The organism is Rhodoferax sp. TH121 (assembly GCF_002251855.1).
In the GTDB taxonomy this organism is placed as follows: Bacteria; Pseudomonadota; Gammaproteobacteria; order Burkholderiales; family Burkholderiaceae_C; genus Allorhodoferax.
Genome location: NZ_NOXW01000017.1, coordinates 134,686 through 150,379, shown reverse-complemented (window position 1 = coordinate 150,379; position 15,694 = coordinate 134,686). Strand labels below are relative to the sequence as shown.

Sequence of the window (15,694 nt, the reverse complement as noted above, 5' to 3'; positions counted from 1 at the left end):
AGGCTCACAATCTGCTCACTAAAGTTTTACAGCCTGCAAAGACACCAGCACTGCTAGGCAAACAAACTCACATCACATATCGTTTTTTCCCCACACAGCATGCGCTCGACAGCAAGCAACTCTCTTGTATTTATCCAATAAGTCCCAGAGCGATCGCACGCCCAGGGATTAACACTCACGATGAATGCCCGAAATTGGCTAGAAATGATGTTGGAGTGAGCAATTCGCGTGATCGCCTACAACAACCTCCAAGGGGCATCCCATGGCCATGTCCGGCAACGAGCACGTGTTTCAAAGATGTAGATCCTTCGCGTATCGCCGAATTCATCGACACATTAATTTGGCAGTTGAACCGAATGCGATAAAATCTTAGCCAACATAGCCGCCACGCCTCTGCTTCCAGCACGCGCAACCTTGGCGGCTTTTTTACGTCATTTCCGCTTTCCTGTTGAACCGCAAATAGCTGGTGTTGTTGAATGGCAATGAAACCAAGGCGCGAAATGAAGAACAAACAGCGCAAGCAAAGCGTTCAACTTGGTCCACCAACAGATCTTGACCACCGCAGTCTCTTTGGTTTGCTCTCCGGTCGAACGGAACTCTTTAACGTCCAGTTTCCCTATTTCCCATCAAGACAATTATTGACATTTCCCTTTTTGGGAAATACAATTTGAGTCTGAACATGAACTTATCGTCTCTACATGCGAATTCTGGGTTTGCCATTACTCGAGGCGTTCAAAAGAGATCATGCAGCCTCGCGTGGTCCACTGGATGCATGGCAGACGGATGTAGAGCGTGAGAGCTGGAAAACGTCTCATGACATCAAGCGCAGATACAGAAGCGCGGACTTCTTGGCCGACAACAGAGTCATTTTTGACATCAAGGGCAACTCCTATCGACTCGTGATTAAGGTTCGATATCAAAACGGTCTGGTAGTCGTTGAGTGGGTGGGGACGCATGCAGAGTACGACAAGAAGAAGTTCTAGGCAGATGTGTGTAAGGCAAGTAAATGACTGGTGGAGATGGCGATGAATGTAAAGATCATCAAAAGTGCAGAAGACTATGAAGCAGCGATGGCCCGCCTGTCTGCTCTCATGTCACTGGATCCCAAGGCCAACTCCAAAGAAGAAAACGAGCTGGAGCTCCTAGCCCTGGTTATTCAAGACTTCGAACGACAAACCGTACCCCCTGTCAAAGCAGATCCGATTGAGTCGATTCTTTTCCGAATGGATCAGATGATGCTCTCCCGCAAGGACCTGATCCCTTTCATTGGATCGATCTCCAAGGTTTCGGAGGTCCTGTCGCGCAAGCGGCCACTATCTCTGCCTATGATTCGCCGTCTTAACCAGGGTTTGGGTATTCCCGCTGATATTCTGATCGAAGATGTCGAAACAGACAGCGCGGTCGTCGACCAAGAGCCAGATATGGACTTCTCACGTTTCCCGCTCAAAGAAATGCAGGAACGTGGTTGCTTCGGAGGTTTCGAAGGGAACGCGCAGCGTCTCAAAGAGTATGCCGAGGACTTGGTTCGAAAATTCATGCAAGACTTGCTGCCCAAGCAAGTCAGCCCAGCGTTTCTGCGCGCCCCCATGCATCAACGAGGGGATAGGCAAGCTGATGAGATGGCTCTCTTGGCTTGGCGCATGTGCGTCTTGCGGCAAGCACGAGCAATCAACATCGCTAGAGAGTACAAGCACGGAGTTATTACGCCAGCTTGGTTGCGAGAGCTTGCAAAGCTCTCGACTTTTGATGAGGGTCCGAAGCTTGCGAGGGAGTACCTCGCCCGTCACGGCATAACGCTCGTCATTGAAAAGCACTTCAAACGTACTTTTCTCGATGGTGCTGCGATGCTAGACAACGATCGACCAATTGTTGCTTTGACGTTGCGACACGACCGATTTGACAATTTCTGGTTCGCGCTGCTTCATGAGTTGGCGCACGTTGCCAAACACCTAACCCCCGAGTCTCCCGTCTTCTTAGACGACTTGGATCGCAGCAACCCCCAAGATGCTGAAGCAGAAGCGGATGCCATGGCCCAGGAAGCACTGATCCCTGAAAAAAGTTGGCGCGATGCGAAGGTCCGGATGTCGCTTTTGTCCGAAGACGCGATTGCGTTTGCCGAAGAAATCAACATACACCCTTCAATCGTGGCAGGTCGTCTGCGACACGAAGAGAAGAATTTCCGTTTGCTTTCGCACCTCATTGGCAAAGCTGGGCAAGTAAGCCAAATATTGAATTGACAGCAAATATCCCAAAAAGGGACATATGCTATTGCATTCATCCTTATTTGGGATTACCATGCGTTACATAAGAAAATGCAGAAGCGAATCACTGTCTGATTCCTGCTGAATTCTCTGATCTCACGGTGTTGACAGTTGGATGTACCTACAGCAACACCAAAGAAAAAAAGGCTCTGGAGTGCTACCAACACTCCAGAGCCTTTGGTGAGGTGAATAGGGGGCTACCAAACCACCCATGCACATCTTGTCTTGAACGGACAGCGGATTTTACCAGTTCGCGGTGTGCTGGCAAGCCCAAACCCCCTCAACTTTCATGAGGAGTTGGCCATGGCCTACCACCGATGGAAGAGTGTCTTTGTGCACGCATACACCCGGTTCCGGTTCGGACGCCGGGAGGCTGTGTGCCAGCACTGGCGCTCGCATCCGGGTCAGATGCAATTGTTTGCCTGACTCAACACGGCCGGGAATCAGTAGGAACTGACTCCCGTCTTTCCCTCTCTCCGCGAACTAATAAGGAAATCCCATGTCTCCCAAAAAAACGACGAACGAACACACCTCCGCCCGCGTGGCCTCGACCGCTGCCAAGCTGTTGAGCAATCCACGCACATCCGCAGCTGTCAAATCTGTTGCGGCATCTGCATTGACTCAAAAGGCCAGCGTTAGCAAGCCAAAAGGTAAGTAATCGTTGTTGCCACCCAATTCCTGCCTGCCGGCGGAATTGGGTGGCACAGCGATCTACTTGCGCTCCAACGACAGCAGTAACAGGAGATTATTTTGTTCTTCAACAATCATCCTATTCGAATCATTTCGCGCCCTAAGCTGACTGGCTTTGGGGATCACTGGGGCGTTCAACTGCCCGACGGCAACGTCGCGCACTTGACCCCAAATGGGGAACAAGTTGTCAGCCTCGGTGATTTCGCGCAAGGTCGGCCCATTAAAGAAGTTCGTCGTGCAGCCTCCGAACAGCGAGAGCAAATCATGCAACGACTCTCGCTATCGCTGCAACATAGGGGGCCATATCGGTTGCTGGATCGCAATTGCGAAATCTATGCAACATGGCTTGTGGGCGAAACACCCAGAAGCCCACAGGTTGAGGGCTTATTTTTCTTAAGTTTGATCGCAGCGTTCTTGCACTTCGCATGATCTCGATCTAAGACATATCCGTCGGGTATGGGGTGCATGGCAACTCTTGCACCTGGCTACCTCGCACCTGCTTGATTTACAACAACTCAAACCGGGAGACAAAGTAAGACTGACGGGTAAAACGCTGTATCCGCGAGAGTCCGACAGATCCTATTGCTCCCGATACTTCAAGTGCTGAATGGAATAAAGGTATCGACGGACTTTGCTTGTTTTTCACCAAGCTCCAACGCCAATAAATTCAATAGCTTACGAACACGAGTGCGACAGACTCAATTGTTTACGATCACCGCTATAAATATAGTAGCTTTTCACGCAAGTAACACGACCCCTTGCACTCGATTTGGCATGTACTCAGATACGCGAGGGCAACACCCAGCGCGCCAGTGACCAGGGCCCGCAGCCGTACAAGGCCAGCGCCGCCAGCAACACGCCCCAGGTGATGTGCTGCTGCAGCGCGGCCGGTGCAATCTCTGCCAGCGACACCACGGCCACAGCGTTGACTACGCTCAGCCCGAGTGCGGCAAAGCGCCCGGCCACACCCAGCACCAACAACACAGGCAAAACGAGTTCCCCCACAGTGCCCAGCATGGCAGCCACCGCAGGCGACAACAGGGGCACGTGGTACTCGTCCGCAAACAGGGCCAGCGTAATGTCCCAGTTACGCAGCTTGGTCAAGCCCGAGAGAAAAAACACCTGCGCCACATACAGGCGGGCCAGCAAAGCAGCCAAGGGTTGCAAGGCGCTCAGCCCATGCTCTACCCGACCCCACAGCACAAGTGCGCGGGCAATCCGGGAGTTCGTGGGGCGGGGCAGGGATGGCATGGAAGTGGGTGTCATCGCAATCTGGGGTTACAAAGAATCAGTGGGGTGGACTGCCAGAAGCAAGCCGCTGGGCACGGCGTCGGTCAGCCAGGCGTTGATGTCGAGCTGCGGTGCGGCATCCATCGCGACCCCTAGCGGCACGTCGCGCAACAGGGCGGCCACAAACCAGTCCTCATTGGGCAGCGCCTGCCGCACGCGCGGGCGGTAGCCCTGGCGCCAGACCAAGGCATTTTCAGCCTCGCCTGCACGCAAGCGGGTTGCGGCTTCGGCCAGCGTCACGCCGCCCTCCGTATGCGCCAGCACCAAGCTGGCCACCGGCCAGGGGCTGCGTATTAAGGCGGCGCCCGGGGCCAGTTGCAGTTGCAGCGTGTCCAGATTGTGGCTGCCAAGCAAGGCCAGGGTGGCAGCTTGTAGCTCGGCGTCGGGCGCGCTGACGCAGCAGTGCAGTGCCCACTCCACCCGCGCCACATCGGCGAGGTAAGGGTCATCCACAAGCTGTGGGCTTGCACTCACAAAGTCGGACAGCGTGCCCCCCCATTGCGCGATATCGCCACGCTGCGGTGGGCTGGCATGCCACAGCGCACGCGCCAAAGCGGCAAAACTCTCAGCGCCCAGCATCTGGGCCAGCACCGGGTAGGCCGCAAGCAGCGCTCGCTCGGCCAGAGCGTGTCCATTGGATTGATAGGCTTTTAGGCCTCTAGCGCCCATGTCATCTGCGCAAATAGCTATGCTTTTCATAGCACCTTCAAGACCCGGCGAAAACAACCCCTCCAGCAAGCGCTGTTGCTGGTGTGCCAGGGTGCTCATGCCGGGGCCCCCTGTGGCACTGGAGCCCACAGCGCCTGGCCGGTCCGGCGGGCGGTGTCGGCCTCGTCAAGCAGCACGTCCAGGGCGGGCACATCGGTATCCCACTCCACCAGCGTGGGCACCGGGCCAAAGCGGCGCAGGGCATGGCGGTGCAAGGCCCACACCGCGGGGCTGACGCGGCTGCCATGGTCGTCGATCACGATCTCGCCATGTTCGTCGTTCACATGGCAGTGGCCCGCCACGTGCAATTCGCCCACGGCCTCAGGCGCGACAGCATCGAGCCAATCACGGCAGACCCGCACAGGGTCGTCCGCCCGGCCCGCCAGCTGGGCATTGCGCGCGTTCACATACACATTGTTTACGTCCACCAGCAAACCACAGCCGGTGCGCTGCGCCAAGGTGTTCAGAAAATCGGTCTCCGGCCAGTCTTGCGCGTCCGCGCTATCCCACCGCACATAGGCAGACAGGTTCTCCACCAGCAAACGGCGTTGCAGACGGTCTTGCACCTGCTGCACATGGCGGCACAACACGTCCAAGGCTTCGTCAGAAAACGGAATCGGCAACAAGTCGGCGCCATGCACCGTGTGCCCGCCCAAGGAGCCGCGCGCAAAGCAGGCATGGTCACTGACCCGAACCGGGTCCACCCTCTGCACCAAGCGGGCCAGTTGATCAAGATGCCAAGGGTCCAGTCCCGCCGCAGAGCCCAGCGAGAGGCCAACACCATGCAGGCTGATGGAGTAATCCGCACGTGCTTGCATCAGCACGGCGAGTGCAGCACCACCATCGCCGAAGAAATTTTCAGAGTGGACTTCCAAAAAGTCCAGAGCAGGCTGCCTCTGCAACAGCTCTGCGTAATGGGGATGCCGCCACCCCACACCGACCTCTGCGCAGGGCGCATCCTTGCGCATGGTGTGATGGGTGGCGGTCATGAACACAGCGATCAGCTCTTCATCATCTTCTTGGCTTCGTCCATGGACAGGCCTTTCATGTCTTTGCATGTGCCTTTGGCCACGTACTTCCATTCGCCCTTGTCCATGTCCACCTTGGATTGACCCGCGCAGGAATGGGTCCCCGAGAGGTTCGCACAGTCGTTTTGTCCCGCTTTGGCGATACCAAAGCACTTTTCTTTCTCTTGTGCGGCCACGGGGGCAGAGGCCAAGGCCAAGGTCATCAGGCTGGCAGCGGTGGCGGCAATCAGGGCACGTTGGTTCATGAGAAAACTCCTAGGTTGAAAAGAAAAACAACCAGGTGGGCTTGGCACGGGATTGCGCCAGAACGCTGGTTGAGGTTTAGTCCCGCAGGCACCCAGTTTCTTACAACAGGGACAGGCAATTTGTTCCGATGGCGGGTTTACCCTAGATCCACCGAGCGCGGCAGCATCGCAAAACCGTACACTGCATCCACACCAACCACACACCACCATGCCAAGCTTTGAACAGCAAGTCGCGGAGCTGCGCGACTACCTTCTGAAGTTCGCTCGCCTGCAACTGCGCAACGAAGCGTGGGCAGAAGACGCCGTCTCTGACACGGTCTTGGCCGCCATAGCTAAACCCCAAAGCTTTGACAGCCGCTCCCAACTCAAGACTTGGTTGGTGGGCATCCTCAAGCACAAGATCATTGACGCCCTGCGCCACCACCGCCGGGAGGCCACGACGCTCGATGCCAACCCGGACGACCAAACAGACCCGCTGGACCTGATGTCGTTTCAACCCGACGGACACTTTAGCCAGATGCCCTCGGAGTGGGGCAACCCTGAACAAGATGCCAGCCGCCGCCAATTTTTCGAGATCCTGGAAACCTGCGCCAGTAAATTGCCAACCGTACAGGGGCGCTTGTTCCTGATGCGCGAATGGCTGGAACTCTCCAGCGAAGAAATATGTAAGGAGTTGCAGCTCACGCCGACCAATCTGTACGTGCAACTGCACCGCGCCCGATTGCGTTTGCGCGAGTGTTTGGAGTTGCACTGGTTTGCAAAGGCTGTTCGACCATGATGCCATTCCAAAAGAGCTGCAAAGAGGCTGCAGCCCTGCTAGTCGCAAGGGAAGACCGGCCCCTGGGTATGGGAGACCGTATCGCGTTGCGCCTGCATTTGTTGGCATGTGCGGCCTGTCCGCGCTTTGAGCGCCAGCTACTCACCATGCGCAACAGCCTGCAACAGTGGCGCAATTACGCAGAATCCGAGCCGAACACAGTGGGCGATGCAAAAAAAAATAAAAATTAGGTTGCTTTTCAAAAAAAGCGCATAATGATCTCGCATTGCCCAGATTACGGGTGTGCAAGTTTGCGGTGTTTAGTCAGTTTCGCGTCTGCTTTAAGTCTTCACTGGTTTGTTGATTGCGGTTAAAGACTCCATCGCGTTTTGAGTTATTTTGAGGAGTCCCTCCATGGGCAACAAACTTTACGTAGGCAACCTGCCTTATTCTTTCCGTGACGAAGACCTGCAACAAGCGTTTTCCCAGCACGGTTCTGTTTCCAGCGCCAAAGTCATGATGGAACGCGACACCGGTCGCTCCAAGGGTTTCGGCTTCGTGGAAATGGGCAGCGATGCTGAAGCACAAACCGCCATCAACGCCATGAACGGTCAACAGTTCGGCGGCCGTGGTCTGGTGGTGAACGAAGCACGTCCCATGGAACCCCGCCCCCCCCCCGCTCCGGTGGCTTCGGTGGTGGCGGTGGCGGCTTCGGTGGCGGCCGTTCCGGTGGTGGTGGCTATGGCGGCGGTGGCCGTTCCGGCGGCGGCGGCTACGGCGGCGGTGATCGCTCCGGTGGCGGCGGCTACGGCGGCGGCCGTAGCAGCTACTAAGCAGCACACAGCAAGTACACGTACTTTGCAAGAGAAAGGGACCCATGGGTCCCTTTTTTGTTGGCAGCGTAATCCTCAGGCGTGGTCTTCACGGTGTTTACGCGGCCGTCCGGCCAACACCTTGTCATACAAACTATTCGGAAGAAGGCGCAAAGCTTTGGCCACCCAACCCATTTGCCATGGAATGACGCGGTAGCTTGCCCCTCGCGCAATCGCATCAAACGCCTGCGCAGCAAATTCTGGCGGCTGCATCAAAAACGGCATGCTGTAGCGATTCTGGCGCGTGAGTGGAGTGTCGATATAGCCAGGGCACAAGGTCACCACGTTGACACCGCTTCCGCGCAGTTCTCCGCGCAAAGATTCACAGTAGCTGATGACTGCCGCCTTACTCGCGCAATAGGCACCATGACCCGGCAACCCCCGAATACCCGCGACGCTGCCAATGCCGACCAAAGCACCACTGCCCCGCAACACCATCGGCTGTACAAAGGGGTGAAAGGTTGCTGCCAGCCCCACATTGTTGGTGCTGAAAGTGCGCACCATCACATCGAGGTCACTGCGTATCGCCGTATCCATCCCAACGCTGATACCCGCATTGGCAATCACCACATCGGGCGTGCCAAGCTCCGCAAGACAGGCTTGGCCTGCCACCACAATACTGTCAATGTCGGACACATCGGCGCCATATACCCGGTAGCGCGTGTCATCCAGTCCCTGGGTATTAGCCCAATGGTGGATTTCTTCAGTCCGGCGGGCGACCAAGGCCAAGGTATACCCCGCTTGGTAGTAGCGCCAGGCCAGAGCCTGGCCAATGCCACTGGAAGCACCGGTAATGAAAATCAGAGTGGCCATCGGGGGCTCCAGAAACACGGGTAAAAATTAGCGCCGCTCAGGTACCAGCGTGCCACGCACACGTCCGCGCAGTTGGATCACCTGGTCCACATTGTCAACTTCCAAAGCATCGGCCGTAAATCGGTCATTTCCGCGCGTGAGCTCCACGGGTTTGTGGGACTTCACCACTTCAGTGTCCATGAACGCATGGAGAAATTCACCCCGATACTCCATACGGGGCTGGGTCTTGCCGGCGGTTTTGTCAGCCTCGCGAACCACCACCGCCTTTCCAATCAACTGGACCTCCGATCCACTGTCCGTGGTCAGGCCACGCAGTGCACTCGCTGTAGTGAGTCGACCCTGGGCGTCAAATGAGCGGATGCGGATGCTGTCTATTTCAATCCACTGGGTGTCGGGGTAGTGACGCGCCATATCTCCTTGCACTTCTGAACGCATGCGGCCTGAAGCGTCATAGGTTTTGATAGAAAAACCTTGCATGAAGTAGTCGGGTTCGTGCCCCCGCACACGCTCTGCCTGCGCAGCTTCAGGCACGGGGGTGCTGCGAACCAGCCAGTAAGTCCCCAGCGCCAGCGTGCCCATCACCATCAGGGGCAGGTAAAGCAGGAAACGCTCCCACGCGTCGTACAAGAAATTTTTCACTGGGTGTAGCTTCTCAGCAAATCAGCATATCGCCCACTGGCCACCAACAACAAGTCGCACAGCTCACGTACCGCACCGTGGCCGCCTGCGGCACGCGTCACGTACTGCGCAGCACCCAGCACCTCCACATGCGCATTGGCAGGAGCACAAGATAGTGCAGCACGGCGCATCACAGGCAAGTCAGGCCAGTCATCGCCCATGGCCGCTGCCTGCGACCAATCCAGACCCAATGCCTGCAGGGTCTGCTCTGCAGCGGGGCGTTTGTCTTCCGTGCCAAAGTGGGCGTGCACCACGCCCAGGGCCTGCAACCGGACCCGAAGGGGCTGCGAATCGCGTCCGGTAATGATGACAGGGGTAATGCCGGCTTTCTGTAACAGTTTCAAGCCGTGGCCGTCCAAGGTGTTGAAACGCTTGAGGGTCTCGCCTGACTCGGAGAAAAGCAGACCGCCGTCCGTCAGGACGCCATCCACGTCAAAAAAGACAAGCTGAATGCCTTGGGCACGCAGCAAAAGATCAGGAGCGAACTGGATATGCGGAGCGGTGTCCATCAGATGACTTTCGCACGCATCAGGTCATTGCTATTGAGCGCACCGCACAAAGCCCCCTGGGAATCCACCACCAACACGCTGGTGATGCGCTTGGCCTCCATTAGATCGGCGGCATCCACTGCCAAGGCATCGGCACCCATGGTGTAGGGGGCCAGACGCATCACATCCTGGGCCGTCTTGGCACGCAAATCGACGCCTTGCTCAACCAATCGGCGCAGGTCACCGTCTGTGAATATGCCAAGCACCGCATTGTCTGGCCCCACCACTGCCGTAGCACCCAGACCTTTGGCGCTCATTTCGCGCATCAGCTCACTGAAACTGGCCGTGGGAGCCACCCGCGGTACGGCGTCGCCCGAGCGCATCACATCGCTCACATGTGTCAGCAACTTACGACCCAAAGCACCACCGGGGTGAGAGCGCGCAAAATCTTCCGCACGAAAACCGCGAGCGTCCAGCAAAGCCACGGCCAGCGCATCACCCATAGCCAACTGGGCGGTGGTGCTGGCAGTAGGCGCCAGATTCAAGGGACACGCCTCCTTGGACACGCCCGCATCAATCCAAAGATCGGCATAACGGGCCATGGTGGACTCGGCGTTGCTGGTCATGGCGACCAAGGGCGCCCCCAGACGTTTGAGCACAGGCAGGATCGCCGCCATCTCCTGTGACTCACCGCTGTTGGAAATCATGAGTACCAAGTCTGTCGCAGTGACCATACCCAGGTCCCCGTGGCTGGCTTCGGCGGGATGCACAAACATTGCTGGCGTCCCGGTAGAGGCCAAGGTAGCTGCAATTTTGCGACCGACATGTCCACTCTTGCCCATCCCCATCACGACAACGCGGCCCTCAATCGCGAGTATGCGCTCCACAGCCGCGGCAAACCCTTCCCCCACACGGCCCTTGAGTCCCAGGACGGCCGCGGCCTCAATATCAAACGTTTCTCTGGCCAAGGCCAAGGCCCGGTCGGCACGTGAAGAGCCGCCGCTTGCTGCATATGCTGTCATGCAGGCATTTTATAGATGCGCATGTCTCTTGCTAGTATGTCGGCATGACTGGACTCGAAATCACACTGCTCTACTTGCTGGCGGCCGTGCTGGGGGTGGTGGTGTGTCGCTCGCTCAAACTACCACCGATGCTGGGCTACCTGGCCGTCGGTGTCGTAATCGGTCCCAACGCTCTCGCCTTATCGCAAAACTCGGAGGGGGTACGGCATCTGGGCGAATTCGGCGTGGTGTTTTTGATGTTCGTGATTGGCCTGGAGTTCAACCTGCCGCGGTTGCGCGCTATGCGCAAACATGTATTTGGACTGGGTCTGCTGCAGGTAGTAGTAACCATTTGCTTAGCCACGGCAGCCACGCTGGGCATGGCGGCTTTGTTCCCGAAGCTTTGGAACATGGAATGGCAAGCAGCTCTGGCGCTGTCCTGCGCACTGGCCATGAGCAGCACGGCTATCGTGGTGAAACTCATGGTGGAGCGCTTGGAGCTGGACTCTGAGCACGGCAAGCGCGTGATGGGTGTGCTGCTGTTCCAGGATTTGGCTGTGGTGCCGTTGCTGGTGTTGATCCCGGCACTGGGTGCATCCGGTGAACAACTGTTTGAAGCGTTGGCTCTGGCTGCTTTCAAAGCCGTGGTGTTGGTCAGTGTGCTATTGGTCGGAGGCCAACATCTGATGCGACGCTGGCTGACCTTGGTGGCACGCCGCAAGAGTGATGAGTTGTTCGTCTTGAATTTACTGTTCATTACCTTGAGCTTGGCCTGGCTGACTGAGCTGGCCGGACTGAGTTTGGCGCTGGGCGCCTTTATTGCCGGTATGTTGATTTCAGAAACCGAATATAAGCACCAAGTGGAAACCGACATTCGGCCCTTCCACGATGTGTTGCTGGGACTGTTCTTCATTTCCATTGGCATGTTGCTGGATTGGCGCTTGGTGCTGGAACGCTGGCCCCTGGTTTTGTTGCTGGTAGCTTTGCCGATTGTGTTCAAAGCCGGACTGGTCACCGGTTTGGCCAAGTCCTTGGGCACCTCTTCTGGTGTCAGCCTGCGAACCGGCTTGTATTTGGCGCAGGCCGGAGAATTCGGATTTGTATTGCTGACGCTGGCACAAAAGAACTCGCTGGTACCCCCCGCTTTGCTGAATCCGATATTGGCCAGCATGGTCTTGTCCATGTTGGCCACCCCTTTCATCGTGATGTACAGCAACCGCATTGTGATGAAACTTGTAAGCAGTGAATGGCTGTTGCAATCGCTGCAAATGACCACCATCGCGCGCAAGTCCATCAGTGCCAACCAACACGTGATCATTTGTGGCTTTGGTCGTTGTGGACAAAATCTGGCGCGTATGCTGGAGCACGAAGGGATTCCTTACATGGCGTTGGACTTGGACCCCGATCGAGTGCGCCAAGCCGCTGCTGCCGGGCATTCGGTAGTGTTTGGGGATGCCGCCCGTCTTCAGGCGCTGATGGCGGCAGGTTTGGCCCGAGCCAGCGCCGTGGTCATTACCTATTTGGGCGAAGGCGCTGCACTCAAGGTGCTGGGCAACACCCGTACACACGCCCCCCAAGTGCCTGTCATCGTTCGTACCCAGGACGACCACGCGCTAGACAAGTTACGCGCCGCTGGCGCCACCGAAGTGGTACCCGAAGCCATTGAAGGCTCCCTCATGCTGGCAAGCCATGCGCTGGCGCTGGTAGGGGTGCCCATGCGGCGCGTGATCCGTATCGTGCAGGACCAGCGTGACGCGCGCTACAACCTGCTGCGGGGTTTCTTTCACGGCGCTGACGACGACTCGGTTGACGAGTTGCAACAAGAGCGCCTGGTCACAGTCAATCTACCTTTGGGCGCCAAGGCCTCTGGCAAGCCTTTGTCACATTTCGGCCTGGAGATACTGGACATCCGCGTGCTCAGCTTGCGACGTAGTGATGGCACGACCGTCCGTACCGACGCCCTTTGCCAGCTCGAGGGAGGCGACACACTCGTGTTGTCCGGCAAGGCTGGGGCGCTGGCGATGGCGGAGCAGAAGCTACTCAAAGGCTAGGCCGGGGCTGCACGGTTGGGGGCACAATAGCGCCTGCTTTCATTTCCGCACCCGCCCAGTTTCTATGCAACACCTTAGCGTCAACCAATACCTTCGGGACAATATCCGCACCGTACCTGATTGGCCGGCACCGGGTGTGCAGTTCCGTGACATCACACCGTTGCTGCAAGACGCGAAAGTTTTTCGCGTGCTGATTGACGCTTTTGTGCACCGCTACATGGACCCGAGCATGCGCCCCGATGTGGTGGCGGGGCTTGATGCACGCGGTTTCATCCTCGGCGCCGTTGTCGCCTATGAGCTCAACATCGGCTTTGTGCCGATCCGCAAGAAGGGCAAACTGCCCTTCACCACAGTAGAAGAAACCTACGAACTGGAATACGGCAGCGCCACCGTGGAGCTGCACACCGATGCCGTAAAGGCAGGTGACCGCGTCCTGTTGATTGACGACCTGATCGCCACCGGTGGAACCATGATGGCAGGCAAAAAACTGCTGGAGCGACTGGGCGCTCATGTGATGGAAGGGGCTGCCATCGTTGACTTGCCCGAGCTAGGCGGCTCCGACCGGTTGCGCGAGTCCGGCCTGCCTTTGTTCACCCTGGTGGATTTCGCCGGCCACTGAGGCCCATAGAGGCGACTTAGTTCAAGTCGCCGTACTGGGTACCACTGAGTGGCGAATTGCGGTCGTCCAACTCGGTGTCCTGAAAACTTGGTGGAGCGGGGTTACGACGCCCGGAGCGCACGATTTCCCCCGGCGCTGACAACGCGGTAGGTGATGGGATGGCCGCCAGAGCCTGCTTGAAGGCTGCCACTTCATCGGCTTGCAATGGCTCATACCGTGGCGCTTTTGGGGCTGTTGGTGAAACGGCTGCCGTGACCACAGGTGCAGCGCTTGCACTGCGAGCCAGTCCCGCAGTCACGTGTTCATTGACGCGCCAATAGACAGCGGTGACCAGGATATCGTGCCGCGACTTGGCCACCTTGGCGATATGGGTTTCCATCTCCGCCAAGCGCTGCGGGTCACCCACATTCTGACGCGCCATGTCCATCATGATCAAATATTGCCGCCCGCGGGAATCCAGCGACAAGACTTTGAATTTGTAGCTGGTGGACAGGAGTCCGGCACGGGTCATGGATTCACGCACCACCGCGTACAGCAACTCGCGGCGCTCCAGACGCTCGTTTTTCCGGTTGGCGGCACTGCCCGGCACCGAGTGGGGAGCCTTGGCACGAGGCTTTCCGTTGTGATTGAACGGCAAGGTGGCATCGATCTGCCCCAGGCCGGAGCTTTCTGCCGCAGGTGGAGGCACCTTTGTTTTTCTGGAGAACCAACGGAATAAGGACATTGAGGTGTCTTTCAGGAGCTGGGAGCGATGGAGTGTAGTGCAGGCTATTTGCCGATGCAAAATTTGGAAAAAATCACGCCCAGCAAGTCATCGGAACTAAATTCGCCGGTGATTTCACTGAGCGCGTTCTGCGCCAAACGCAATTCCTCAGCCAACAAATCCAGGGCATTGGCACCCCTACTGAGGTGGGCATGTGCTTCCATCAAATGGGCATCCACGTGGCGCAGTGCCTGCAAATGCCGTTGACGGGCAATGAAGCCACCGCCAGAAGCGGGCTGCCAACCTGCCGATACCAGCAGCCGCTCCCGCAGCGCGTCCAAGCCTTTACCGGTTTTTGCTGAAAGCACTACACCTGCATTCGGATCCACACCTGTGTCCGGCATCGCGTCAGCCTTGTTCCAGACATGGATGACGGGAGTATGCTGGGCAAGTTTTTGGGCTAAAGCTCCCGAAATATCTGCGTCTACAGCTATATATTCAGTAGCATGTAGGCGCGTCAGATCGTGCAAGAACAGCACCACATCGGCCAACTCAATGGCCTGCCACGCCCGAGCGATACCGATTTGCTCCACGGCATCGTCACTGCTACGCAGGCCTGCCGTGTCCACCACGTGAATGGGGATACCCTTGATCTGGATCGTCTCCTGGACTTTGTCGCGTGTGGTGCCCGCAATGGGGGTCACGATGGCCAGCTCTGCGCCAGCCAACGCGTTGAGCAGGGACGACTTGCCGGCGTTCGGTTGGCCAGCAATCACCACCGTAATGCCCTCACGCAACAAGGCACCTTGGGTGGCTTGTTGCAGCACTTGCTGAACAGTCGTCTGCAATGCCTGCAGCTGCCCCAATGCATCCGCCTTCTGCAGAAAGTCGATTTCTTCTTCTGGGAAATCCAGTGTCGCCTCGACCAGCATGCGCAAATGGATCAGGGCCTCCAGCAGGGTTTGCACCTGCCTGGAAAACGCACCTGCCAGTGATTGGGTGGCGCTGCGTGCCGCCGCTTCGGTGCTGGCGTCAATCAGGTCGGCAATTGCCTCAGCCTGGGTCAGATCGATCTTGCCATTCAAAAAAGCCCGCTGGGAAAACTCACCGGGCTCGGCAATACGCAAGGCCGGAAGGATGACTCCACCTGCATTGGCAGAGTGACTGGCTGCCAATTCCAGGCAACGTGCCACCAGCAGCTGCAAGACCACGGAACCGCCGTGGGCCTGCAACTCCAGCACATCTTCACCAGTAAATGAGTGAGGCCCCGGAAAATACACAGCCAGCCCCTGGTCCAGCGGCTGGCCTTCTGCGTCAGCAAATGGAAGATAGGTCGCCTCCCGTGGCCGCAATGTGCGGCCCAGCAGGGCACGGACAAAGCCGGAAAGGTCTTTGCCGCTGAGCCGGACAATGCCCACGGCACCCCGTCCGGGGGCCGTTGCCACTGCCACGATGGGGTCGCTATGGCGTGTCAGCACAGCCGCATCACC

The 15,694-nt window shown here is 57.5% G+C and carries 18 protein-coding genes and 1 pseudogene; 9 read left to right on the top strand and 10 right to left on the bottom strand.

Translation table 11 applies throughout. The features are described 5' to 3' along the window. Nucleotides 1-698: 698 nt before the first annotated feature. From CHU94_RS03245 to CHU94_RS03235, 4 genes are all read left to right on the top strand, one after another. Complete coding sequence (locus CHU94_RS03245; RefSeq protein WP_094476701.1) at nucleotides 699-983, top strand: type II toxin-antitoxin system HigB family toxin; 285 nt, start codon at nucleotides 699-701, stop codon at nucleotides 981-983. Between the two features lie 42 nt (nucleotides 984-1,025). Then, nucleotides 1,026-2,237 (top strand): ImmA/IrrE family metallo-endopeptidase, encoded by a 1,212-nt coding sequence (locus CHU94_RS03240; RefSeq protein WP_094476729.1) that lies wholly within the window; start codon nucleotides 1,026-1,028, stop codon nucleotides 2,235-2,237. 523 nt (nucleotides 2,238-2,760) lie between these two features. Beyond that, nucleotides 2,761-2,919, top strand: coding sequence for a hypothetical protein (locus tag CHU94_RS19185; RefSeq protein ID WP_176451908.1), 159 nt, complete (start codon nucleotides 2,761-2,763; stop codon nucleotides 2,917-2,919). 92 nt (nucleotides 2,920-3,011) lie between these two features. Continuing rightward, the gene (locus CHU94_RS03235; RefSeq protein ID WP_094476699.1) at nucleotides 3,012-3,380 is read left to right on the top strand and encodes an NC domain protein; all 369 of its coding nucleotides are present in this window, start codon (nucleotides 3,012-3,014) and stop codon (nucleotides 3,378-3,380) included. A 351-nt stretch (nucleotides 3,381-3,731) separates the two neighbouring features. Here the strand turns inward: CHU94_RS03235 and CHU94_RS03230 are convergent, their stop codons facing one another. From CHU94_RS03230 to CHU94_RS03215, 4 genes are read right to left on the bottom strand one after another with little or no spacing between them, the layout of a single operon-like run. Beyond that, nucleotides 3,732-4,217 carry a DoxX family membrane protein gene (locus tag CHU94_RS03230; RefSeq protein WP_094476697.1) on the bottom strand — a complete coding sequence of 162 codons (486 nt, stop codon included), beginning with the start codon at nucleotides 4,215-4,217 and terminating at the stop codon, nucleotides 3,732-3,734. A gap of 12 nt (nucleotides 4,218-4,229) precedes the next feature. After that, nucleotides 4,230-5,009 carry a putative DNA-binding domain-containing protein gene (locus tag CHU94_RS03225; RefSeq protein ID WP_094476695.1) on the bottom strand — a complete coding sequence of 260 codons (780 nt, stop codon included), beginning with the start codon at nucleotides 5,007-5,009 and terminating at the stop codon, nucleotides 4,230-4,232. Beyond that, nucleotides 5,006-5,938 carry a DUF692 domain-containing protein gene (locus CHU94_RS03220; protein WP_094476727.1) on the bottom strand — a complete coding sequence of 311 codons (933 nt, stop codon included), beginning with the start codon at nucleotides 5,936-5,938 and terminating at the stop codon, nucleotides 5,006-5,008. The genes CHU94_RS03225 and CHU94_RS03220 overlap by 4 nt, the downstream gene beginning before the upstream one ends. 11 nt (nucleotides 5,939-5,949) lie before the next feature. Next, nucleotides 5,950-6,222 carry a DUF2282 domain-containing protein gene (locus tag CHU94_RS03215; protein ID WP_094476693.1) on the bottom strand — a complete coding sequence of 91 codons (273 nt, stop codon included), beginning with the start codon at nucleotides 6,220-6,222 and terminating at the stop codon, nucleotides 5,950-5,952. 208 nt (nucleotides 6,223-6,430) lie between these two features. On the opposite strand from CHU94_RS03215, the gene CHU94_RS03210 reads away from it, so the two are divergent. From CHU94_RS03210 to CHU94_RS19640, 3 genes and pseudogenes are all read left to right on the top strand, one after another. Continuing rightward, nucleotides 6,431-7,000, top strand: coding sequence for a sigma-70 family RNA polymerase sigma factor (locus CHU94_RS03210; protein ID WP_094476691.1), 570 nt, complete (start codon nucleotides 6,431-6,433; stop codon nucleotides 6,998-7,000). After that, nucleotides 6,997-7,230: a zf-HC2 domain-containing protein gene (locus tag CHU94_RS03205; protein ID WP_369597391.1), complete on the top strand. Its 234-nt coding sequence runs from the start codon at nucleotides 6,997-6,999 to the stop codon at nucleotides 7,228-7,230. Before CHU94_RS03210 ends, CHU94_RS03205 begins: the two co-directional genes overlap by 4 nt. 163 nt (nucleotides 7,231-7,393) lie before the next feature. After that, a pseudogene (locus CHU94_RS19640) lies at nucleotides 7,394-7,812 on the top strand (RNA recognition motif domain-containing protein). Between the two features lie 75 nt (nucleotides 7,813-7,887). Here CHU94_RS19640 and CHU94_RS03195 read toward each other — a convergent pair. The 4 genes from CHU94_RS03195 to CHU94_RS03180 are packed head-to-tail and all read right to left on the bottom strand — an operon-like array spanning nucleotide 7,888 to nucleotide 10,852. Beyond that, complete coding sequence (locus CHU94_RS03195) at nucleotides 7,888-8,664, bottom strand: SDR family oxidoreductase (protein ID WP_094476689.1); 777 nt, start codon at nucleotides 8,662-8,664, stop codon at nucleotides 7,888-7,890. Between the two features lie 27 nt (nucleotides 8,665-8,691). Beyond that, complete coding sequence (lptC, locus tag CHU94_RS03190) at nucleotides 8,692-9,303, bottom strand: LPS export ABC transporter periplasmic protein LptC (RefSeq protein WP_369597390.1); 612 nt, start codon at nucleotides 9,301-9,303, stop codon at nucleotides 8,692-8,694. Then, nucleotides 9,300-9,851, bottom strand: coding sequence for an HAD family hydrolase (locus CHU94_RS03185; protein WP_094476687.1), 552 nt, complete (start codon nucleotides 9,849-9,851; stop codon nucleotides 9,300-9,302). The genes lptC and CHU94_RS03185 overlap by 4 nt, the downstream gene beginning before the upstream one ends. Beyond that, the gene (locus tag CHU94_RS03180) at nucleotides 9,851-10,852 is read right to left on the bottom strand and encodes an SIS domain-containing protein (protein ID WP_094476685.1); all 1,002 of its coding nucleotides are present in this window, start codon (nucleotides 10,850-10,852) and stop codon (nucleotides 9,851-9,853) included. Before CHU94_RS03180 ends, CHU94_RS03185 begins: the two co-directional genes overlap by 1 nt. Before the next feature lie 44 nt (nucleotides 10,853-10,896). Here CHU94_RS03180 and CHU94_RS03175 point away from each other — a divergent pair, with 44 nt between their 5' ends. Together CHU94_RS03175 and CHU94_RS03170 are read left to right on the top strand one after the other, a co-directional pair. Beyond that, a complete protein-coding gene (locus tag CHU94_RS03175; RefSeq protein WP_094476683.1) occupies nucleotides 10,897-12,882 on the top strand; it encodes a monovalent cation:proton antiporter-2 (CPA2) family protein in 1,986 nt (661 codons plus the stop codon). A gap of 64 nt (nucleotides 12,883-12,946) precedes the next feature. Next, nucleotides 12,947-13,501 carry an adenine phosphoribosyltransferase gene (locus tag CHU94_RS03170; RefSeq protein WP_094476681.1) on the top strand — a complete coding sequence of 185 codons (555 nt, stop codon included), beginning with the start codon at nucleotides 12,947-12,949 and terminating at the stop codon, nucleotides 13,499-13,501. A 16-nt stretch (nucleotides 13,502-13,517) separates the two neighbouring features. On the opposite strand, the gene CHU94_RS03165 is transcribed toward CHU94_RS03170, so the two are convergent. Together CHU94_RS03165 and mnmE are read right to left on the bottom strand one after the other, a co-directional pair. Then, entirely contained in the window at nucleotides 13,518-14,225 is a 708-nt protein-coding gene (locus CHU94_RS03165) for a hypothetical protein (RefSeq protein WP_094476679.1), read from the bottom strand. A gap of 44 nt (nucleotides 14,226-14,269) precedes the next feature. Beyond that, on the bottom strand, nucleotides 14,270-15,682 hold the full coding sequence (gene mnmE, locus CHU94_RS03160) for a tRNA uridine-5-carboxymethylaminomethyl(34) synthesis GTPase MnmE (protein ID WP_094476677.1): 1,413 nt from the start codon (nucleotides 15,680-15,682) through the stop codon (nucleotides 14,270-14,272). Nucleotides 15,683-15,694: the final 12 nt, after the last annotated feature.

What these genes read in the sequence shown, in the direction of transcription:
- CHU94_RS03165 (WP_094476679.1), bottom strand. Translation starts at nt 14,225, where the DNA reads ATGTCCTTATTCCGTTGGTTCTCCAGAAAAACAAAGGTGCCTCCACCT.
- CHU94_RS03210 (WP_094476691.1), top strand. Translation starts at nt 6,431, where the DNA reads ATGCCAAGCTTTGAACAGCAAGTCGCGGAGCTGCGCGACTACCTTCTG.
- CHU94_RS03240 (WP_094476729.1), top strand. Translation starts at nt 1,026, where the DNA reads ATGAATGTAAAGATCATCAAAAGTGCAGAAGACTATGAAGCAGCGATG.
- CHU94_RS03215 (WP_094476693.1), bottom strand. Translation starts at nt 6,222, where the DNA reads ATGAACCAACGTGCCCTGATTGCCGCCACCGCTGCCAGCCTGATGACC.
- CHU94_RS03205 (WP_369597391.1), top strand. Translation starts at nt 6,997, where the DNA reads ATGATGCCATTCCAAAAGAGCTGCAAAGAGGCTGCAGCCCTGCTAGTC.
- CHU94_RS03220 (WP_094476727.1), bottom strand. Translation starts at nt 5,938, where the DNA reads ATGACCGCCACCCATCACACCATGCGCAAGGATGCGCCCTGCGCAGAG.
- CHU94_RS03225 (WP_094476695.1), bottom strand. Translation starts at nt 5,009, where the DNA reads ATGAGCACCCTGGCACACCAGCAACAGCGCTTGCTGGAGGGGTTGTTT.
- CHU94_RS03175 (WP_094476683.1), top strand. Translation starts at nt 10,897, where the DNA reads ATGACTGGACTCGAAATCACACTGCTCTACTTGCTGGCGGCCGTGCTG.
- CHU94_RS03185 (WP_094476687.1), bottom strand. Translation starts at nt 9,851, where the DNA reads ATGGACACCGCTCCGCATATCCAGTTCGCTCCTGATCTTTTGCTGCGT.
- CHU94_RS03195 (WP_094476689.1), bottom strand. Translation starts at nt 8,664, where the DNA reads ATGGCCACTCTGATTTTCATTACCGGTGCTTCCAGTGGCATTGGCCAG.
- CHU94_RS19185 (WP_176451908.1), top strand. Translation starts at nt 2,761, where the DNA reads ATGTCTCCCAAAAAAACGACGAACGAACACACCTCCGCCCGCGTGGCC.
- CHU94_RS03180 (WP_094476685.1), bottom strand. Translation starts at nt 10,852, where the DNA reads ATGACAGCATATGCAGCAAGCGGCGGCTCTTCACGTGCCGACCGGGCC.
- CHU94_RS03245 (WP_094476701.1), top strand. Translation starts at nt 699, where the DNA reads ATGCGAATTCTGGGTTTGCCATTACTCGAGGCGTTCAAAAGAGATCAT.
- CHU94_RS03230 (WP_094476697.1), bottom strand. Translation starts at nt 4,217, where the DNA reads ATGACACCCACTTCCATGCCATCCCTGCCCCGCCCCACGAACTCCCGG.
- CHU94_RS03170 (WP_094476681.1), top strand. Translation starts at nt 12,947, where the DNA reads ATGCAACACCTTAGCGTCAACCAATACCTTCGGGACAATATCCGCACC.